This window comes from Marinobacter bryozoorum (assembly GCF_023156245.1).
Lineage (GTDB): Bacteria > Pseudomonadota > Gammaproteobacteria > Pseudomonadales > Oleiphilaceae > Marinobacter > Marinobacter bryozoorum.
Genome location: NZ_JAKZAH010000011.1, coordinates 1 through 15,968, shown reverse-complemented (window position 1 = coordinate 15,968; position 15,968 = coordinate 1). Strand labels below are relative to the sequence as shown.

The window sequence follows — 15,968 nt, the reverse complement described above, 5'->3', positions numbered from 1 at the left end:
AGCACGCAAATGGTTCGTATTCTCCGTGGCATCGCCCACAAATATTTTTCCGATGACGAAGCGGTCATCCTGTTCCTGCTCCTGTTGGGCGGGGTTCTTGCCATTATTTTCTTCGGTGCCATGCTGGCGCCGGTCATCGCTTCCGTCATTATCGCGTTCATCCTGCAGGGCCTGGTAACGAGGCTGACCCGGATAGGCATTCCCGAGCTGGTGTCAATTGGCGGCGTCTTCGTGGTTTTTATGGGGACCCTGGCGGGGTTCCTGTTCGGGCTGTTGCCGCTGGTCTGGGCGCAGCTTGCGTCCCTCGCAGCCGAGGCGCCACGTATTTTCAGGGAGATGCGAAGTTATCTTGAGCTTTTACCTGAGCAGTATCCAAACCTGATCTCCATTGAGGCGGTGAACGATTTCTACCACCAGGTGACCGCTGAGGTGGGCAACCTGACCCAGTGGCTGGTGTCCTTCTCGCTGGGCAGTATTCCGGACCTGCTTGGTCTGCTTATCTACCTGGTGCTGGTGCCCATCCTGGTGTTCTTCTTCCTGAAGGATCGCCGTCAGATCCTGGGCGCTATCGCCCGGGTGCTGCCCAGTCAGCGCCCGATGATGAGTCAGATCTGGCAGGAGGTGAACCAGCAGTGCGCCAACTATGTCCGGGGCAAGGCGGTGGAGATCCTGATTGTTGGCGGTGTCACCTTTGTAACATTCAAGGTTCTCGGGGTTCCCTATGCGGCGCTGCTGTCCCTGTTGGTAGGCCTGAGCGTGGTGATACCCTATATCGGTGCCGCCGTCGTTACCCTGCCAGTGGCAATGATCGCGCTGTTTGCGTTTGGTTGGGGGACACATTTTATATGGGTGATGGTGGCCTATGGCATCATCCAGGCCCTCGATGGCAATGTGCTGGTTCCGCTTCTGTTTTCGGAGGTCAATAACCTGCATCCGGTAGTGATCATTATCGCCGTACTTTTCTTCGGGGGTATCTGGGGGCTCTGGGGGGTCTTTTTTGCCATTCCCCTGGCGACCATGGTCAAGGCGGTGTTTGCGGCCTGGCCGGTACACCGGGAACCGTTACCGGAAAGCGCAGTTAATAAGAGGTGAAAGGCCCGGCCAGTCACCTGGCCAGGCCGGGGTGTGCCACTTACAGGGCCTGAACGGCCTCCAGTACCTCCTGGGCGTGCCCCTTCACCTTCACCCCACGCCACTCCCTGCGCAGGCGGCCTTCCTTGTCAATCAGGAAGGTGCTGCGATCAATGCCCATATACTCCTTGCCATACAGCTTTTTCAGCTTAATGACATCGAACAGGGTGCAGACAGATTCGTCCTTGTCTGAAATAAGGTGGAACGGGAACCCATGTTTTGCACGAAAGTTCTCATGGGCCTTGAGACCGTCCCGGGAAACGCCGAAAATGACGGTATCGTGGGCGAGGAACTGATCGTGGAGATCCCGGAAATCCTGGCCTTCGGTCGTACAGCCGGGGGTGTTGTCCTTGGGGTAGAAGTAGATGACAACATTGTGGCTGCCCCGGAAGTCTGACAGTCGCACTGTCTGGTTCCCGGTAGCCGGTGCCTCGAAATCGGTAATAATCTGGTCAGGTTCTGGCTTAGCCATGGCTTCTCCCTTGTTTCCCTTGTGTCGGTTGACACCCAAGATTACCATAACCGTTTTATCTGCACGGAGTCCTTATGATTACTGGTAGCCTTGTCGCTCTGGTGACGCCCATGCACCCGGATGGCAGCATCCACTGGGAGCAACTGGATGCCCTGGTGGACTTTCACCTTGAAAACGGCACCCATGGCATCGTAGCCGTCGGTACCACTGGCGAGTCAGCCACTCTGACCCCTGACGAGCATCTCAAGGTGATCGAGAAGATCATCAAACGGACGGCGGGCAGGATTCCAGTCATTGCCGGCACTGGCGGTAACTCTACTCATGAAGCCATCGCACTGACGTCCGAGGCGGAAAAGCTTGGTGCCGATGCCTGCCTTCTGGTGGTGCCTTACTACAACAAGCCCACCCAGGAGGGCCTGTACCAGCACTTCAAGACGATTGCCGAGTCCGTACCCGGTGTCAGCCAGATTCTTTATAACGTTCCCGGGCGCACTGCCTGCGACATGCTCAATGAAACGGTGGAGCGGTTGGCGGACATCCCCAATATCGTCGGTATCAAGGATGCCACCGGGAATATTCCCCGGGGCGCCGAACTGATCAAGGCGGTCGAGGGTCGCCTGGCCGTGTATTCCGGCGATGACGCCACGGCCGCTGAGCTTATGCTGGCCGGGGGCAAGGGCAACGTGTCAGTGACGGCCAACGTGGCGCCGCGACTCATGTCCCAGATGTGCGAGGCTGCCATCGGCGGCAACCGGACAGAAACCGAGCGCCTCAACGGCGTACTGGAGCCCCTGAACCGCAAATTGTTCCTGGAAGCCAACCCGATCCCTGTCAAGTGGGCATTGCAGCGCATGGGACAGATTGATACCGGTATCCGGCTGCCCCTGACGCCCCTCAGTGACAAGTTCCATGGTGAGGTTGAAGAAGCTCTAAAGGCGGCGGGCGTAATCTGAATGAGTGATCGTTTCAGCTTTCTGAACTTCCGTCCCCGGGTTGCCATCCTGGGTGTCGCCATGGCCGGCCTGCTGGTTAGTGGCTGCAGCCTGGTTAATGACCGCTCCGATGACTATGCCACTGCCGAGCAGTCGCGCCCCCTCAAGGGTATCGATGGCCAGCCGCTGCCCCGGCAGCGTCCTGCGTTCCCGGTTCGGGAGGTGCAGGGTTCGGGCACGCTGGGAGCCCAGGTGCCTGAACCGCCGGACCTGACCGCCGACATCCTTGATGAGAACTATGTGGTGGAGTCCGTCGATGACCAGTCCTGGCTGCTGGTCAATGAAGTGCCGGGGCGTATCTGGCCTGCCGTGGCAGCCTGGATGAATGAAACCGGCCTGGCAGTGGCTGTGGACAGCACCCAGCTGGGGTTGATGCAGAGTGAGGTGGCGAATTTCAGCCGCCGCGCCCGTGGCCTGGTCGGACTCGACGAGGCATCAGCCGATGAGCCCAGGATCGTTGTGCAGGTTCGGTTGGCGCCAGGTGTGCGTCGCAAGACGACGGAAGTGCAGATACGCCCGCGTGCGGTAGCCGCCAATCCCGAGGGCCTGCTGCCTTGGCAGGATGAGCCCATGAACCAGTCTCTGGAAGACAGTCTGCTGGAGAACCTGTCCACCTTCCTCCAGTCCCGTGAAGATAACCGGGCCTACTCCCGCGCTGCACTGGCCATGGGTAGTGAGTCGCGGGTCAGTCTTCTTGAGGCAAACACCGATCGGGACCAGGCCATCGCCATTGACCTGCCCTATGACCGGGTCTGGGGCGAGATCCGCCGGGTACTCGAGGACGAAAGTATCCCGGTGCTGGATCTTGATCGTACTGCCGGTTACTTCCTGGTGGATGGTCGTCCGGAGGAAGACCGTCGTCGTGGCTGGATGACCCGCTGGTTTGCCGGTGACGAAGTGGAGCCGGAAGTCACCAACCGCATCCAGCTCAGTGAAGAGGACGGGCAGGTGGTCGTTACCGCCGAACGTGCCGATGGCTACGATGGTGGTAACTATTCACGCTCACTGATCACGCGGCTGTACGACTACCTCTACTGATTGCCGGTTTTTAACCGGCACGAACAAAGACGCGAGCCGGCCCTGCGGGGGCGCTCGCCGGAGACCGATATGGAAAAGCGCAAAGAACTCTACGCGGGCAAGGCCAAGTCTGTTTTTACCACCGATGATCCGAACCGCTTTGTCCTCGTATTCCGGGACGACACCTCGGCCTTTGACGGGGAGAAGAAAGAGCAGCTTGACCGCAAGGGCATGGTCAACAACCGGTTCAATGCCTTCATCATGGAAAAGCTGGAAGCCGCCGGTGTACCCACCCATTTCGAGGGGCTGCTGTCGCCGACAGAGTCCCTGGTAAAGAAGCTGGAAATGATTCCCGTGGAGTGCGTGGTGCGGAATGTGTCGGCTGGCAGCCTGTGCCGCCGTATCGGTGTAGAAGAAGGGCAGGACCTGAATCCGCCGACCTATGAACTCTTCCTCAAGAACGACGAACTCCATGATCCCATGGTGAACGAATCCCTCGCTGTGACCTTTGGCTGGGCATCTGCCGACGAACTGGCGGAGATGAAGCGTCTGACCTATCAGGTGAATGATGTCCTCAAGGCCCTGTTCTCGGAGGCTGGCATGCTGCTGGTGGACTACAAGCTCGAGTTCGGGCGTAGTGAGGGCCGCATCGTGCTGGGTGATGAGTTCAGCCCTGACGGCTGTCGTATCTGGGATCGGGAAACCCGCAAGAAGATGGACAAGGACCGCTTCCGACAGGGTCTCGGTGACGTTATCGAGACCTACGAAGAGGTCGGCCGGCGCCTGGGCATCAGCTTCGACGAGTGATCATAGTGGGGCCGGGAAGGCCCCAGATTTTTTACGGATGCTATATGCAAGACCTGCTTATCAATTCTCTGCAAGGGAGATTTCCCATGAAACTGTTCCGATCTGCCGTACTGCTGTCTGCCATTGCAGCCGTTCCCACCGTCCACGCTGACGTTCTGGGGGTTGGGGCGAGCATCGGATATTGGGATTCTGATCTCTCCGGTAAGGCCGCCAAGGGTGGTGACCAGGTGAACGTGGAGAACGAACTGGACCTCAGCAATAACACCGAGGCCAACCTGAGCGCCTACCTGGAGCACCCGATTCCGTTGTTGCCCAATGTTCGTCTTAGCTATGTAAAGATCGACCAGACCGGGCGCGGCGAACTGAGTACCGGATTCGATGATATCCCCGCCGGTGTAGGCGTGGATTCAAGCCTGGACTGGCGCCAGACTGATCTTACGCTGTATTACGAAGTGCTCGATAACTGGGTGAACCTGGACCTGGGCGTCACAGCCCGTGACCTTGATGCGGAACTTCAGGTATCCGACACAGCTGGCCTGACCAACAGCAAGACTGAAGTGGACGCGGTAGTGCCTATGGGCTTCGCGGCTGCCCGGTTTGACTTGCCCCTGACCGGCGTTTCCGTCGGTGCTAACGGCAATTTCATCAGTTACAGCGGCGACTCCGTCTATGATTACGATGTGTACGGCCAGTACGCCTTTGCGGGAGTCCAACTGCGGGCCGGGTACCGTGAAATGGCCGTGGATTATGAAGATGGTGACGACCGCCTGGATATCGACATTGGCGGCCCGTTTGCCAGCGTCGGGTTCAGTTTCTGATCCTGACCGATTAGCAGGGAGGGCCAGCGTAACCTGTTGTCGCCAAGTCTGACGGCAGCAGGGCGTTGGTGGTTGAGCCAAAAGGGAGCAGGGTTACCGCCTTGAAAATTCTCGTCACCGGTACCGCCGGCTTTATCGGATTTCACCTCGCCCGCCGTTTGCTGGAGCGAGGCGACGAAGTCACTGGCGTTGACAACGTCAACAACTACTACGACCCCCACCTGAAGGAAGCCCGTCTCGATGGTCTCCGGAGCTACGAGGGGTTCACCGAAGTCCGCCAGGATATTGCTGACCGTGAGGCTATGTCAGCGCTGTTCCGCAAACACCAGCCACAAAGGGTCGCGCACATGGCTGCCCAGGCCGGTGTCCGCTACTCCATCGAGAACCCGAATGCCTATGTGGATTCCAACCTGGTGGGGTTCATGAACATCCTTGAGGGCTGTCGCCATAACAGGGTAGAGCACCTGGTCTATGCCTCCAGCAGTTCCGTTTACGGAGCCAACGAGACCATGCCGTTCTCGGTGCAGGACAACGTGGACCATCCGGTGAGCCTGTACGCCGCTTCCAAGAAAGCCAATGAACTGATGGCCCATACCTACAGTCATCTGTACCAGTTGCCCACCACCGGCCTGCGGTTTTTCACCGTCTACGGTCCCTGGGGCAGGCCTGATATGGCGCCTTTTATCTTCACCCGCAAGATCCTGGCGGGGGAGCCTATCGACGTGTTCAATTTCGGCCATCACAAGCGCGACTTTACCTACATCGACGACATAGTCGAAGGCGTGGTAAGAACCCTTGACCATGTGGCCCAGCCTAACCCCGACTGGAGCGGCCTGCATCCTGATGCTTCCAGCAGCAAGGGCCCCTACAGGCTATACAACATCGGCAGCAACAACCCGGCTGAGCTGTCCCGGTTTATCGAGATCATCGAGGAAAAGACCGGCAAGAAAGCCGAGAAGAACTACCTGCCGATGCAGCCGGGCGATGTGCCGGCGACCTACGCGGATGTGGGTTCCCTCATTGCGGACGTCGGCTACAAGCCGGAAACCTCCCTTGAAGAGGGTCTTGGTCGTTTCGTCGACTGGTATCGGGCGTTCTATGGCGTTTAGCGGGCAAACCTCCTGCGTTATGTAACGACAATCGCCGTACTGGCAGGTTTCATCTATAACCTGGTGTAAAAAGCAGGCCAGCAAAAACCCAGAAAGCCGGAGGCCCGGCACCCCCTTCCGAAACAGTCAGGGAACAAGGTTCTCGTTTCGGAAGGGGGTGCCGGGCCTTCGGCGTTCTGCACCAACTCCAGAAAACATGTCTGAACGTCTATGGCGGATGCAATTCTGGTGGACCGGGCCCGAGGGCCTTTGTTCGAAACGAAAACCCTGTTTTCTGACTGTTTCGAACAAAGGCCCCCGGACCCTCTGGCGGGAAGCCCGAGCCGCGTTAGGCTCAGGCATGAGCCGGCCAGGTAGTCAGGTGGAACGTCTTCAGGTAACTGCTGTTAAATCAGTCAGAGAACAGGGTCTTTGGGCCCTGGTAAGCCAGGGCCCGGTGGTCAACGGCGCAGTTTCCGCTCCGCCCTGCGAAGCTGGCGGTTGGCCTGGCGTCTCAGCCGTTGCGACCTCGTGGCGGCCTGCTCCCGGTAATACCATATCCCTGCGGCAAGTCCGATAAGCCCCAGTATTAGCGTTGCTATGCCAGCCGTCTGGGCTGATGGAGTCTGGATCCGCTTGTGCGCCATGAACATCCTCCTGATGAAAGGGTGGGCAACTTCAATCGCGTTTAAATCATCATGCACAAGCAGTGTGGTCGGTGCCCGGGAATTGGTCAAATGAAAGGGTGGCGCAAGCCTGGCTGGGGGGGGCAAAACCGTTCGCGAACCGAGCGCTACTCGGACAAAAAAGCCCCCGTCCGTGAGGAGCGGGGGCTTTCGGGAATCTGGTAGGACCAGGCAGATTTGAACTGCCGACCTCTGCCATGTCAAGGCAGCGCTCTAACCAACTGAGCTATGGTCCTGTGTTCAACGGGGTGGAAATATACTGATCCGGGCGGGAATGGTCAACCGTTTTTACGGACTTTTTCACGTTACTCTCAACCCTGATCAGTCCTGATGGCTGGCGCGGATACGGGCGATGCGGCGGGCCCTGGCAGATTTGCGCAGCCAGTTTCTGATAGCCCGGGAAAGTACCGTCCATCGGTTGATCAGCAGTGCAAGCAGGATCACACAGCAGCCAGCAATCTGCATCGGGCTCATGGTCTGGCTGAACCATACCCACGCCAGCAGGGCTACCCATACCGGCTCCAGAACCAGAATCACCACGCCGTGGCTGTTGAACGACAGGCTCTGGGCGTAGGTCTGCAATAAAAAACGGAACGCAGTGCCTATGGTGGCGCTGCCTACCAGCCACCAGAACATGGGGCCGGTGAAGTTATCAAAGGTTGGCTGCCACTCCTCGAAGAACAGCGAAACCAGTCCGGTGAGGACCCCGGCTGTGGTCATGCTCAGGGCCGTCAGTGGAAGGGCCGGTACCTTCTGTTTCACAACCTGCTCACCGCCGGGTTTCATCACGGTGCGGGTATTGGCGGTCCGGGAGGTCAGGATGTATGACATGGCGAAGATCAGTGCTGCCACCACAAACAGCATCTGGCCGGGTTCTGGCCGAAAACCGTTTTCCAGGGATAATAATCCCAGTCCGCAGATGGCTACCGGAATAGCCAGCCAGGTGTTCAGAGGCTGGGGTTCGCGGAAGAAAATACGGGCAATGGCAGGAACGACCACCACGGCCAGGCTGGTAATGAAGGCGGCTTCACCGAGGTTGACCCCAAGCCAGATCCCCATCACCCAGCAGCTCATGGCAGAGCCGAACACCAGGCCCACCCGGGCCCCCCGAAGCATTTGCCGGATGCCAAGGCGCGGGAGCTGGCGGCGGGCAAAAAAGGCAAGAATCGCCCCGGCGATCAGGAAACGCATGGCCATGAACAGCAAAGGCGGCATTAACAACACCGCTTCCTTGGAAAATGCCCAGCTGACAGCGGCCAGCAATGTTACGAAGACGAGGAGTAAATCGGCTTTATTGGAGTCGGAGAGGGCCATGGCAAGAAGGTTCAGGAAATCAGGCCGCGGAGTTTAGCATGCTCACCACGCTCGGCCTAATTATGCCCCGGTCGCAAGGTGCGTGTGTCCCGGGTTGTTGTACCCGGGCGCAATGCTTCCGGCCGGGGGCTGGTTTCTGAGTAAAGGCTCAGAACCAGCCGTTATCCTGGATCGCCTCGAACTCGAACCGCAGGTGCACGTCGTCGCCCACCATCAGCGGGTCCAGGGCGTAGGTCATGCCCCAGTCACTGCGTTTGATAGTGGTGCTGGCGGAGATGCCAAGGGTGTATTCCTCATGGCCTATGGGGTACTCCGCCGCCTGGTTCAGGGTAACGTCCAGGGTCACCGGCCGGGTCTGGCCCAGCAGGGTCAGGTCGCCGGTCAGGTTACCGGTGCGCTCGCCAGTGGTTTCAAAATCCGTAACTTCGAAAGTGATCTCGGGATAGCGGTCGCTGTGAAGGAAGTCTTCCTTACGCAGGTGTTCGTCCCGCTTGTCATGGTTGGAGAACACGCTGGCACTCTGGATAACCACCTTGCCGGAGGGGACCTCGTTGGTTTCCTCGTCGTACTTGAAGCTACCCTTGCCCTCGAGGAACAGGCCGATCACCGAGGCGTAGCCCAGGTGGTTTACCTCGAAGCTAATGGACATATGTTCTTCATCGATCTTGTAGTCTTTGGGCTCGGCCTGTGCGCTGGCTGCGGACAGCGCAAGGGTGCTGGCGGCAACGCCTGCGGCGATGGTGTTAATGGCGTTCCTTGGGGTATTCATCACAATCTCCTTGTTGCTCTCTGCCGGTAAAGGTAACGGATGTCCAGGGCAAAGGACCCTGCTAAAAGGACCAGTGCCACCAATAGCGTAGCATGGACAAACACATCCGGTGCGGGGGGCAGCAAGGCCACCATAAGGGTAACCAGTTGCCATACGCAGACAGTCTTGCGCCGGAAGCTTTCCGGGAGGGGGGCATTGAGCCATGTCCAGCACCAGCCTGCCATGACAAAGCCGTATCGCATTAACCCTATTAACAGCACCCAGGGCCCAGTCTTTCCCAGAAACATCAGTGCGGCGCAAAGCACCAGTATGAAGAAAGCGTCCAGTTCCATATCAAACCGGGCGCCAAAGGGGCTAGCCGTGCGGGTGCGCCGGGCAACATAGCCATCGGCGCCGTCCATGGTCAGTGCCAGCAAGCAGAGCAGGGCGTAGGGCCAGGCGAAGGCCTGCAGGAACTCGGGAGTGCCAGCCAGGCTGGCGAGGAAAAGGACCAGTACAGCGCGGACCAGGGTGACCCGGTCGGCAGGACCGAACCGGCTCCCGGAAAGCGCCAGGCCCGCGACGACCGCTACTCCGAAGCCTGCGTACAGGGCACCGGCAAGAATAGTCGTCGTCGACGACAGCGGCATGATGCGATTTGCAGCCAGCAGCAGGCCAGCCAGGGCGACTGCTCCGAGTGACAGCTCCGCCCAGGGTATGGACTGTGGCGTACGATGTGTTGGCAAGGAATCCATAGCCGTAAACCGTCGTAATCTATACTGTAATGCTGTTTATACCGGCCTATGCAGCGATTGGTTCATAGCGATAACCGCGCAGTGGGTACTTTTTCAGCATGGAGTGTTTATGAATCTCCCGTCAAAGGAAATGTCACCGGCATTCTGGTCTTTCGGTAATGGCCATGGCGAGATCTCACCTGGACAGGTGGATCACGGTAGCGAAGGCGCCGGCCCTGTGCTGGAACTTGAGACTCTCTACAGTGCGGTAAGTCGCGGTACCGAGGCATTGGTGTTTAATGGGCTGGTTCCCGGTTCCGAGTATCAGCGCATGCGCGCCCCATACCAACAGGGCGATTTCCCGGGACCGGTGCGCTATGGCTATATGAACGTCGGCCGTGTAGTGGCCGGGCCCCCCGAGGCGGTGGGACGTTATGGTTTCTGCCTGTTTCCGCATCAGCGCCGCTATCGGGTCCCCGCCAGTGCGGTGACCTTGTTGCCGGAAAACCTGCCACCGGGTCGCGCAGTGCTGGCGGCCAACCTGGAAACCGCCATTAATGGTCTTTGGGATGGTGAACCCATGGTGGGAGACCGGGTTGCCATTGTTGGCTGTGGGGTTGTGGGGTGCCTGGTGGCCTGGCTGGCCAGCGGTATTCCCGGCACCAGGGTCACTGGTATTGACCCTAACCCACACCGGCAGGACATCCTTGCCTCCCTGGGGGTTGAATGGGCCCCGGAGCTGTCCCGGGATGACCATGACCTGGTGTTTCACACCAGCGGCCACCCGGCTGGCCTGGAGACCGCATTGGCCCTGGCAGGCAACGAAGGGCGCATCATTGAAATGAGCTGGTACGGCGAGCAGGCGGTTCCGGCTCGCCTCGGGGGTAGCTTTCATTCCCGCCGCCTGACGCTGCGATCGAGCCAGGTGGGTCAGTTGAGCCCGCGCCAGTTGCCTCGCTGGACCCACAACGATCGCATGTCGCTGGCTATAAAACTGCTGGCGAACCCGCTGCTGGATAACCTTATTACCGGCGAGAGTGATTTTGAGCAGCTTCCCGAAGTTATGTCGGAACTCGCCCGGGGGGCCTGCGATACCCTTTGCCACCGAATCCGCTACCCCTGATCGAGAAGGAAGACCCATGTACACATTGACCGTTCGCGATAACGTGATGATTGCCCACAGCTTTACCGGAGATATTTTCGGCCCCGCCCAGAAGCTACACGGCGCCACCTATGTGGTCGATGTCAGCTTCGAGCGTCCTGAACTGGACGACCATGACCTTGTCGTGGATATTGGCCTGGCCAGCGATGTGTTGGGTAAGGTGCTGGCGCCTGTCAATATGCAGAACCTTGACGAACTGCCGCAGTTCCGGGGCCACAATACCACCACAGAGTTCATGGCACGGTACGTCTTTGACGGCATGGCCGGGGCTATCCGCAACGGCGAGTTGGGGGAGGGCGCAAAGGCCCTGACCGCCCTGAAAGTGACCCTCTCTGAATCCCATATCGCCTGGGCCAGCTATCGTGGCGAACTCTGAATCCCGTTACTGGTTCCTCGTCCCCGGCGACCCCGAACAGCGGACCGGTGGCTACGGCTATGTGAGGGAAGTCGTAACCGGGCTTCGCCATCTGGGGCGAGAGGTCAGCCTTCACGGGCTGGACGGCCGCTTTCCGAAAGTGGACACCGTCGCATGGCAGGCCCTTGATAACGCCCTTGCCGGTATACCGGACGACAGCACCGTTGTGGTAGATGGCCTCGCGCTTTGCGGCTGTCCGGAAGTGGCAGAGGCCCACCGCTCCAGGCTCAACCTGGTCGCACTGGTGCATCACCCACTGGCCGATGAGACCGGCCTGAGCGACAGCGAACGGGCCCACTTCATGGCGACCGAGTGTCGGGCCCTGGCTGCTGTCACGCGGATTATCACCACCAGTGAGACAACGGCGGAAGGCCTGGGCAGGTTTGGTGTATCTCCGGAGATGGTTCTGGTCGTCGTTCCCGGCGTCCACCGACCGGCTGATATGGACGGGGCCGGACACCCGGGCCCGTGGCAGGGACAGGAGGGGGGTATCGAACTCCTGTGTGTTGCCCACCTGTCGCCAAGGAAGGGACAAATGGACCTGGTGAAGGCACTGGCCGGGCTGGGCGCAGGCGGCTGGACTTGTCAGCTGGTGGGCTCCCTGGAGCGGGACCTGGACTACGCGCACCGGGTTCAGTCGCAAGTCGAAGCGCTGGGGCTGACAGGGTGCGTCCGGTTAGTCGGGGAGCTTTCCGGTCTGCAACTGGAACGCGCATTTGCCCGGGCCAACCTCTTTGTATTGCCCTCCCATTATGAGGGCTACGGTATGGTGATCGATGAGGCGCTGGCCCACGGACTACCGGTGATATCATCCGATGGTGGTGCGCTGGCGGTTACCGCCAGCCGCCCCGGATGTGTGACCTATCCTGCTGGCGACAGTGAGGCGCTTGCGCGGCTGATCGGCGAGCGAATAGAGGACCTGGCGTTACTCCAGGACCAGCAAGCCGCTGCCCGCCAGAGTGGGAGCGCCCTGCGTAGCTGGCGCCAGTGCGCTCAGGAGTTTGACCAGGCCTTGCTGGACATAAGCGCAGGCCTCCCGGAAGGAAGCGAGTTTGCCGAAGACTGGCTCCGTCTGCGGGAGCCGGCGGACCACCAGGCCAGGGACCCGGGGCTATGCGAACAGGCGGCAACCTGGCTCGGAAAACAATCAAACGACTTTCTGGTAGTGGTGGATATTGGTTCCGGCAGCGGTTCCAACTGGCGATACCTCCGAGAAGCCTTCCCCCCCGCGCTGGTGGATCGTTGCCAATGGCACCTCTATGACCAGGACCAGGCCTTACTGAACGCTGGCACCCTGGAAGAGCCCTCAACAACGCTTCACCCGGTGCGCCTGGAAGCCGATGACCTGGACCGGCTGCTGCCTGCGCCACTGCACCTTCTCACCGCCTCGGCATTGATCGACCTGGTATCAACGCCCTGGCTGGAGGCATTTGCCAAGGCTGCGTCAGAGCGTTCTGCAGCGGTATTGGTAGTGCTCTCCTACGCCGGTCGCTTCCGGCTGTCACCGACGCACCCTTATGACGACAGTTTGATAGCGCTGGTTAATGACCACCAGCACCGCGACAAAGGCACCGGTGCTTCCTGTGGTCCGGAGGCGAGCGAGGTTCTGGCGGCTGCACTGGCAGAACAGGGGTATCAGGTGCGGTTGGCGCCTAGTGTCTGGCGGTTGGGGCGGGCCAGTCAGGCATTGCAGATTGCACTGATTGAAGGCTGGATTGGCGCGGCGCGTTCACAAATCAAACTTTCTTGCAGAGACGGTACAGCCGGATACCAATGCCTCGAACAGTGGCTGAACACCCGTGTAGAGCAGGCAAGGGCGGGTGAACTGTTCATCGAGGTGGACCATGTTGACCTGTTCGGGGTTCCGGGGGCGTGAGGCTCAGGCGGCTGCGCTTGCCACCGGCACTACGCTGGGCGCTGACCCTGTTATTGCTGGCCGTTGTGTTTTGGCTGGTGAACCCGGTAGCAGTCTGGGAGCAGTTGAGGAGCGTGCAGTGGTCCTGGCTGTTACTGGCGCTGGCCCTGACGCCGGTACAGGTCGTGCTCTCTGCCTGGCGCTGGCAATATACCGTGAACAGGCTGGGCGGTCAGTTGCCGTTGCTCTACGCCGTTGGCGAATATTACCTGGGCACACTGGTGAATCAGTTGGTACCGGGCGGCGTTGTAGGTGATGCCGGCCGGGCATTGCGGCACCGGCAGCGGGGTGATGTCACCACCCTGGCCATCCATGGTGTGATGATCGAGCGGCTGTCCGGGCAACTGGTGCTGTTCATGCTGGCGGCCGTACTTATTCTGCTCTGGCTACCACTGCCAAGGCTTCCCACGCCAGGCCTTTTCCTACTTCCGGGAATATTGGTCGCCTCGTTGTTGCTCTGGTCGATATCCCAAGCACCACCGGTCGCTCGCTGGGTGAGAGCTTTTCGAGTTGATGTGCAGCGAGCACTCCTGAACCGATCCGCGCTGCCAGTGCAGGTCATCTCTTCACTGGCGGTTATTGTCAGCTACCTGGCTGTCTTCTGGTGCCTGGCTATGGGCCTGGGGCTTTCAACGGCGGTGGATGCTCCCGGCGTTCTGCTGGCCCTCTGCACCGTGCTGCTGATAGCCATGGTCATCCCGCTGACGGTTTCCGGTTGGGGAATCCGGGAAAGCGCCGCCGCGGCCCTGTTCCCTCTGGCCGGATTGCCGTCGCAGCAGGGCGTGGCGCTGGCAGTCAGTTATGGCCTGCTGGTGCTGGTGTCCGCCCTGCCGGGCGCCTTGTTCCTGTTCAATGGTGGGCGTCGAACGCCAGGTCAAACAGCATATCGCTGCCCAGATTGACCATGCGTGCTTGCGGGCGCAGGGCGTCCGTCAGGCTGTCAATTTCCGGTAGTGAGAAGGCAGGCTGACCGCTACCGATGATCATGGGTGCTACCAAGACGTGCAGGCGGTCAACCAGCCCCGCCGTGAGAAAGGTCGAAACGGTCTGCCCTCCGCCTTCCACGAAAATCCGGTGCAGGCCGAGGCCTTCGAGAATCGACAGAACCTCCTTCGGGTCGATAGGCCCCTCGCCGCCCGACAGGCAGGGAATCTCCTGCACACCGCTACGGATTCCGGCGGGCGGTGGGGGTGACTGGTTATCCCTTGCCACCAGGCGCAGGGTTGGAGCGGCGTCATCGGTAAACAGGTAGTGGCTGTCCGGCACGCGGCGGTTCCGGTCTACCACCACCCGTACCGGGTTCGGCCCGGGGGCGAGACGAACGGTCAGGCGCGGATTATCGGCATTGGCGGTACCGGAGCCGACCAGCACTGCGTCGGATACCGCCCGTAGCCGGTGCAGGTGAACCAGACCGTCCTGCCCATTGATGTAGCGTGACTTGCCCGTCACCGTGGCGATCCTGCCGTCCAGGCTCTGGCCCATCTGGGCAACCACGGACACCCTCCGATTCCCTGCAGGCGCCCCCGGGCTTACCAGTGGCTGGAAAAGCTGCAACAGTTGCCGGGCATGGTCATCGTCGGACAGGGGGGCTTCAGAAGGCCAGCGGTCGCTGGCCGTATCGGGCTGGTGGCATTGCCGAAGAATCATCTGCCAGGCCTGCTCGGGTGTCATCGCTGCCTCAAGGTTGTGGGTCGGATCCCGGGTGTTGGTCGTCATGTTATAGGTAACTGTTACGTCGAAATCCCTGATTGATTCACTCTAGAGTCATAAAGTGGCCCCTGCCAGTGGAAATGTGCCCGGTGAATCGGTTGTAATCCACATAGCGCCTTACAATTTCAGCCAGGCAGACAGGATACTGATTTGATCAAGCTGACCCCTGCGACAGACCACCTGCTCGATGCTCCGGACTCCATTCAGATACTGACCCTGGACGCGCCACCGGAAAACCGCTGGCATGGTGAGAGCCTGGAGCAACTGCACCAGGTGCTCGGCGACCTGGCCCGCCAGGAGCACTGTCCTTCACTGGTGATAACCGGGTCCGGTTCTGAGTGGTTCTGTGGCGGTACACTGGGCTCGGCATTGGGCGATGCCCGTGTGCCACTCAGCCAACTGGCGCGGCTGTACTCCCAGGCATTCGCCACGTTGAGAAAGTACCCGGCCCTGACCGTAGCTGCTGTTAATGGCCAGGCCCGGGATGAAGGCCTGGCACTGGCCCTGAGCTGCGACTTCCGGGTGGCGGCTCCAGGCGCAGCCTTCGGGTTCGATGCCCCTCGCCAGGGCCGTTTCCCTATGGGTGGCAGTACACAGTTGTTGCCACGGCTGCTTGGGGAGTCGGTCAGCAAGCGGATGATGCTTTGCGGCCTGGAGTGGGGGGCGGAGCAGGCGTTGGACAACGGTTTAGCGGATGAGGTGAGTGACTCGCCGGTGGCTGCGGCCATCACCCTGGTGACGCAGGCAGGAGGCCTGAACCCGGTGGTGGTGCAGGGTGTCCGTCAACTGGTGGAGCACGCCCGTATGCGGCCGCTGGAAACCGGATTTGCCGCTGAGCGGGACTGGCAGAATGTTCTTGGGGACTAGTGTCCCGTTTGGTTCATTCGCTGACCTACTGCGTGACGCTGGGGCCTCTGGCCAAGGCGCCAGTCCGAAGGTGTGGTGGTTCCACATCAAGG

The 15,968-nt window shown here is 60.1% G+C and carries 17 protein-coding genes and 1 tRNA gene; 11 read left to right on the top strand and 7 right to left on the bottom strand.

All coding sequences use genetic code 11. The features are described 5' to 3' along the window. The first annotated feature begins 9 nt into the window (after window positions 1-9). The gene (locus tag MLC59_RS08270; RefSeq protein WP_248233273.1) at window positions 10-1,092 is read left to right on the top strand and encodes an AI-2E family transporter; all 1,083 of its coding nucleotides are present in this window, start codon (window positions 10-12) and stop codon (window positions 1,090-1,092) included. 40 nt (window positions 1,093-1,132) lie between these two features. Here MLC59_RS08270 and MLC59_RS08265 read toward each other — a convergent pair whose 3' ends face one another. After that, on the bottom strand, window positions 1,133-1,603 hold the full coding sequence (locus tag MLC59_RS08265; RefSeq protein WP_248233271.1) for a peroxiredoxin: 471 nt from the start codon (window positions 1,601-1,603) through the stop codon (window positions 1,133-1,135). A 74-nt stretch (window positions 1,604-1,677) separates the two neighbouring features. On the opposite strand from MLC59_RS08265, the gene dapA reads away from it, so the two are divergent. From dapA to MLC59_RS08240, 5 genes are all read left to right on the top strand, one after another. Then, window positions 1,678-2,556 carry a 4-hydroxy-tetrahydrodipicolinate synthase gene (dapA, locus tag MLC59_RS08260; RefSeq protein ID WP_248233269.1) on the top strand — a complete coding sequence of 293 codons (879 nt, stop codon included), beginning with the start codon at window positions 1,678-1,680 and terminating at the stop codon, window positions 2,554-2,556. After that, the gene (gene bamC, locus MLC59_RS08255) at window positions 2,557-3,633 is read left to right on the top strand and encodes an NlpB/DapX family lipoprotein (protein ID WP_248233267.1); all 1,077 of its coding nucleotides are present in this window, start codon (window positions 2,557-2,559) and stop codon (window positions 3,631-3,633) included. A 69-nt stretch (window positions 3,634-3,702) separates the two neighbouring features. Continuing rightward, on the top strand, window positions 3,703-4,419 hold the full coding sequence (gene purC / locus MLC59_RS08250) for a phosphoribosylaminoimidazolesuccinocarboxamide synthase (RefSeq protein WP_248233265.1): 717 nt from the start codon (window positions 3,703-3,705) through the stop codon (window positions 4,417-4,419). An 86-nt stretch (window positions 4,420-4,505) separates the two neighbouring features. After that, the gene (locus tag MLC59_RS08245) at window positions 4,506-5,237 is read left to right on the top strand and encodes a TIGR04219 family outer membrane beta-barrel protein (protein ID WP_248233262.1); all 732 of its coding nucleotides are present in this window, start codon (window positions 4,506-4,508) and stop codon (window positions 5,235-5,237) included. A gap of 101 nt (window positions 5,238-5,338) precedes the next feature. Beyond that, a complete protein-coding gene (locus tag MLC59_RS08240; RefSeq protein ID WP_248233260.1) occupies window positions 5,339-6,346 on the top strand; it encodes an NAD-dependent epimerase in 1,008 nt (335 codons plus the stop codon). Window positions 6,347-6,786: 440 nt separating this feature from the next. On the opposite strand, the gene MLC59_RS08235 is transcribed toward MLC59_RS08240, so the two are convergent. From MLC59_RS08235 to MLC59_RS08215, 5 genes are all read right to left on the bottom strand, one after another. Beyond that, complete coding sequence (locus MLC59_RS08235) at window positions 6,787-6,972, bottom strand: hypothetical protein (RefSeq protein ID WP_248233258.1); 186 nt, start codon at window positions 6,970-6,972, stop codon at window positions 6,787-6,789. A 198-nt stretch (window positions 6,973-7,170) separates the two neighbouring features. Continuing rightward, window positions 7,171-7,247: transfer RNA gene (locus MLC59_RS08230), tRNA-Val, on the bottom strand. Window positions 7,248-7,332: 85 nt separating this feature from the next. Next, window positions 7,333-8,325, bottom strand: a complete 993-nt coding sequence (locus tag MLC59_RS08225) for a DMT family transporter (protein WP_248233256.1) — start codon at window positions 8,323-8,325, stop codon at window positions 7,333-7,335. Window positions 8,326-8,473: 148 nt separating this feature from the next. Beyond that, a complete protein-coding gene (locus MLC59_RS08220; RefSeq protein WP_248233252.1) occupies window positions 8,474-9,094 on the bottom strand; it encodes a YceI family protein in 621 nt (206 codons plus the stop codon). Beyond that, a complete protein-coding gene (locus tag MLC59_RS08215; RefSeq protein ID WP_427901709.1) occupies window positions 9,094-9,828 on the bottom strand; it encodes a CDP-alcohol phosphatidyltransferase family protein in 735 nt (244 codons plus the stop codon). The genes MLC59_RS08220 and MLC59_RS08215 overlap by 1 nt, the downstream gene beginning before the upstream one ends. 109 nt (window positions 9,829-9,937) lie before the next feature. Between MLC59_RS08215 and MLC59_RS08210 the strand changes: the two genes are divergently transcribed. The 4 genes from MLC59_RS08210 to MLC59_RS08195 are packed head-to-tail and all read left to right on the top strand — an operon-like array spanning window position 9,938 to window position 14,201. After that, window positions 9,938-10,930, top strand: coding sequence for a zinc-dependent alcohol dehydrogenase (locus tag MLC59_RS08210; protein WP_248233249.1), 993 nt, complete (start codon window positions 9,938-9,940; stop codon window positions 10,928-10,930). Window positions 10,931-10,946: 16 nt separating this feature from the next. Continuing rightward, window positions 10,947-11,345, top strand: coding sequence for a 6-pyruvoyl trahydropterin synthase family protein (locus MLC59_RS08205; RefSeq protein WP_248233247.1), 399 nt, complete (start codon window positions 10,947-10,949; stop codon window positions 11,343-11,345). Next, complete coding sequence (locus MLC59_RS08200) at window positions 11,332-13,260, top strand: glycosyltransferase family 4 protein (RefSeq protein ID WP_248233246.1); 1,929 nt, start codon at window positions 11,332-11,334, stop codon at window positions 13,258-13,260. Before MLC59_RS08205 ends, MLC59_RS08200 begins: the two co-directional genes overlap by 14 nt. 17 nt (window positions 13,261-13,277) lie before the next feature. Then, window positions 13,278-14,201 carry a lysylphosphatidylglycerol synthase transmembrane domain-containing protein gene (locus tag MLC59_RS08195; RefSeq protein ID WP_248233244.1) on the top strand — a complete coding sequence of 308 codons (924 nt, stop codon included), beginning with the start codon at window positions 13,278-13,280 and terminating at the stop codon, window positions 14,199-14,201. Here the strand turns inward: MLC59_RS08195 and MLC59_RS08190 are convergent. Next, the gene (locus MLC59_RS08190; RefSeq protein ID WP_248233242.1) at window positions 14,149-15,015 is read right to left on the bottom strand and encodes a RibD family protein; all 867 of its coding nucleotides are present in this window, start codon (window positions 15,013-15,015) and stop codon (window positions 14,149-14,151) included. The genes MLC59_RS08195 and MLC59_RS08190 overlap by 53 nt on opposite strands. A gap of 144 nt (window positions 15,016-15,159) precedes the next feature. Between MLC59_RS08190 and MLC59_RS08185 the strand changes: the two genes are divergently transcribed. Beyond that, the gene (locus tag MLC59_RS08185) at window positions 15,160-15,876 is read left to right on the top strand and encodes an enoyl-CoA hydratase-related protein (protein WP_248233240.1); all 717 of its coding nucleotides are present in this window, start codon (window positions 15,160-15,162) and stop codon (window positions 15,874-15,876) included. Window positions 15,877-15,968 lie beyond the last annotated feature (92 nt).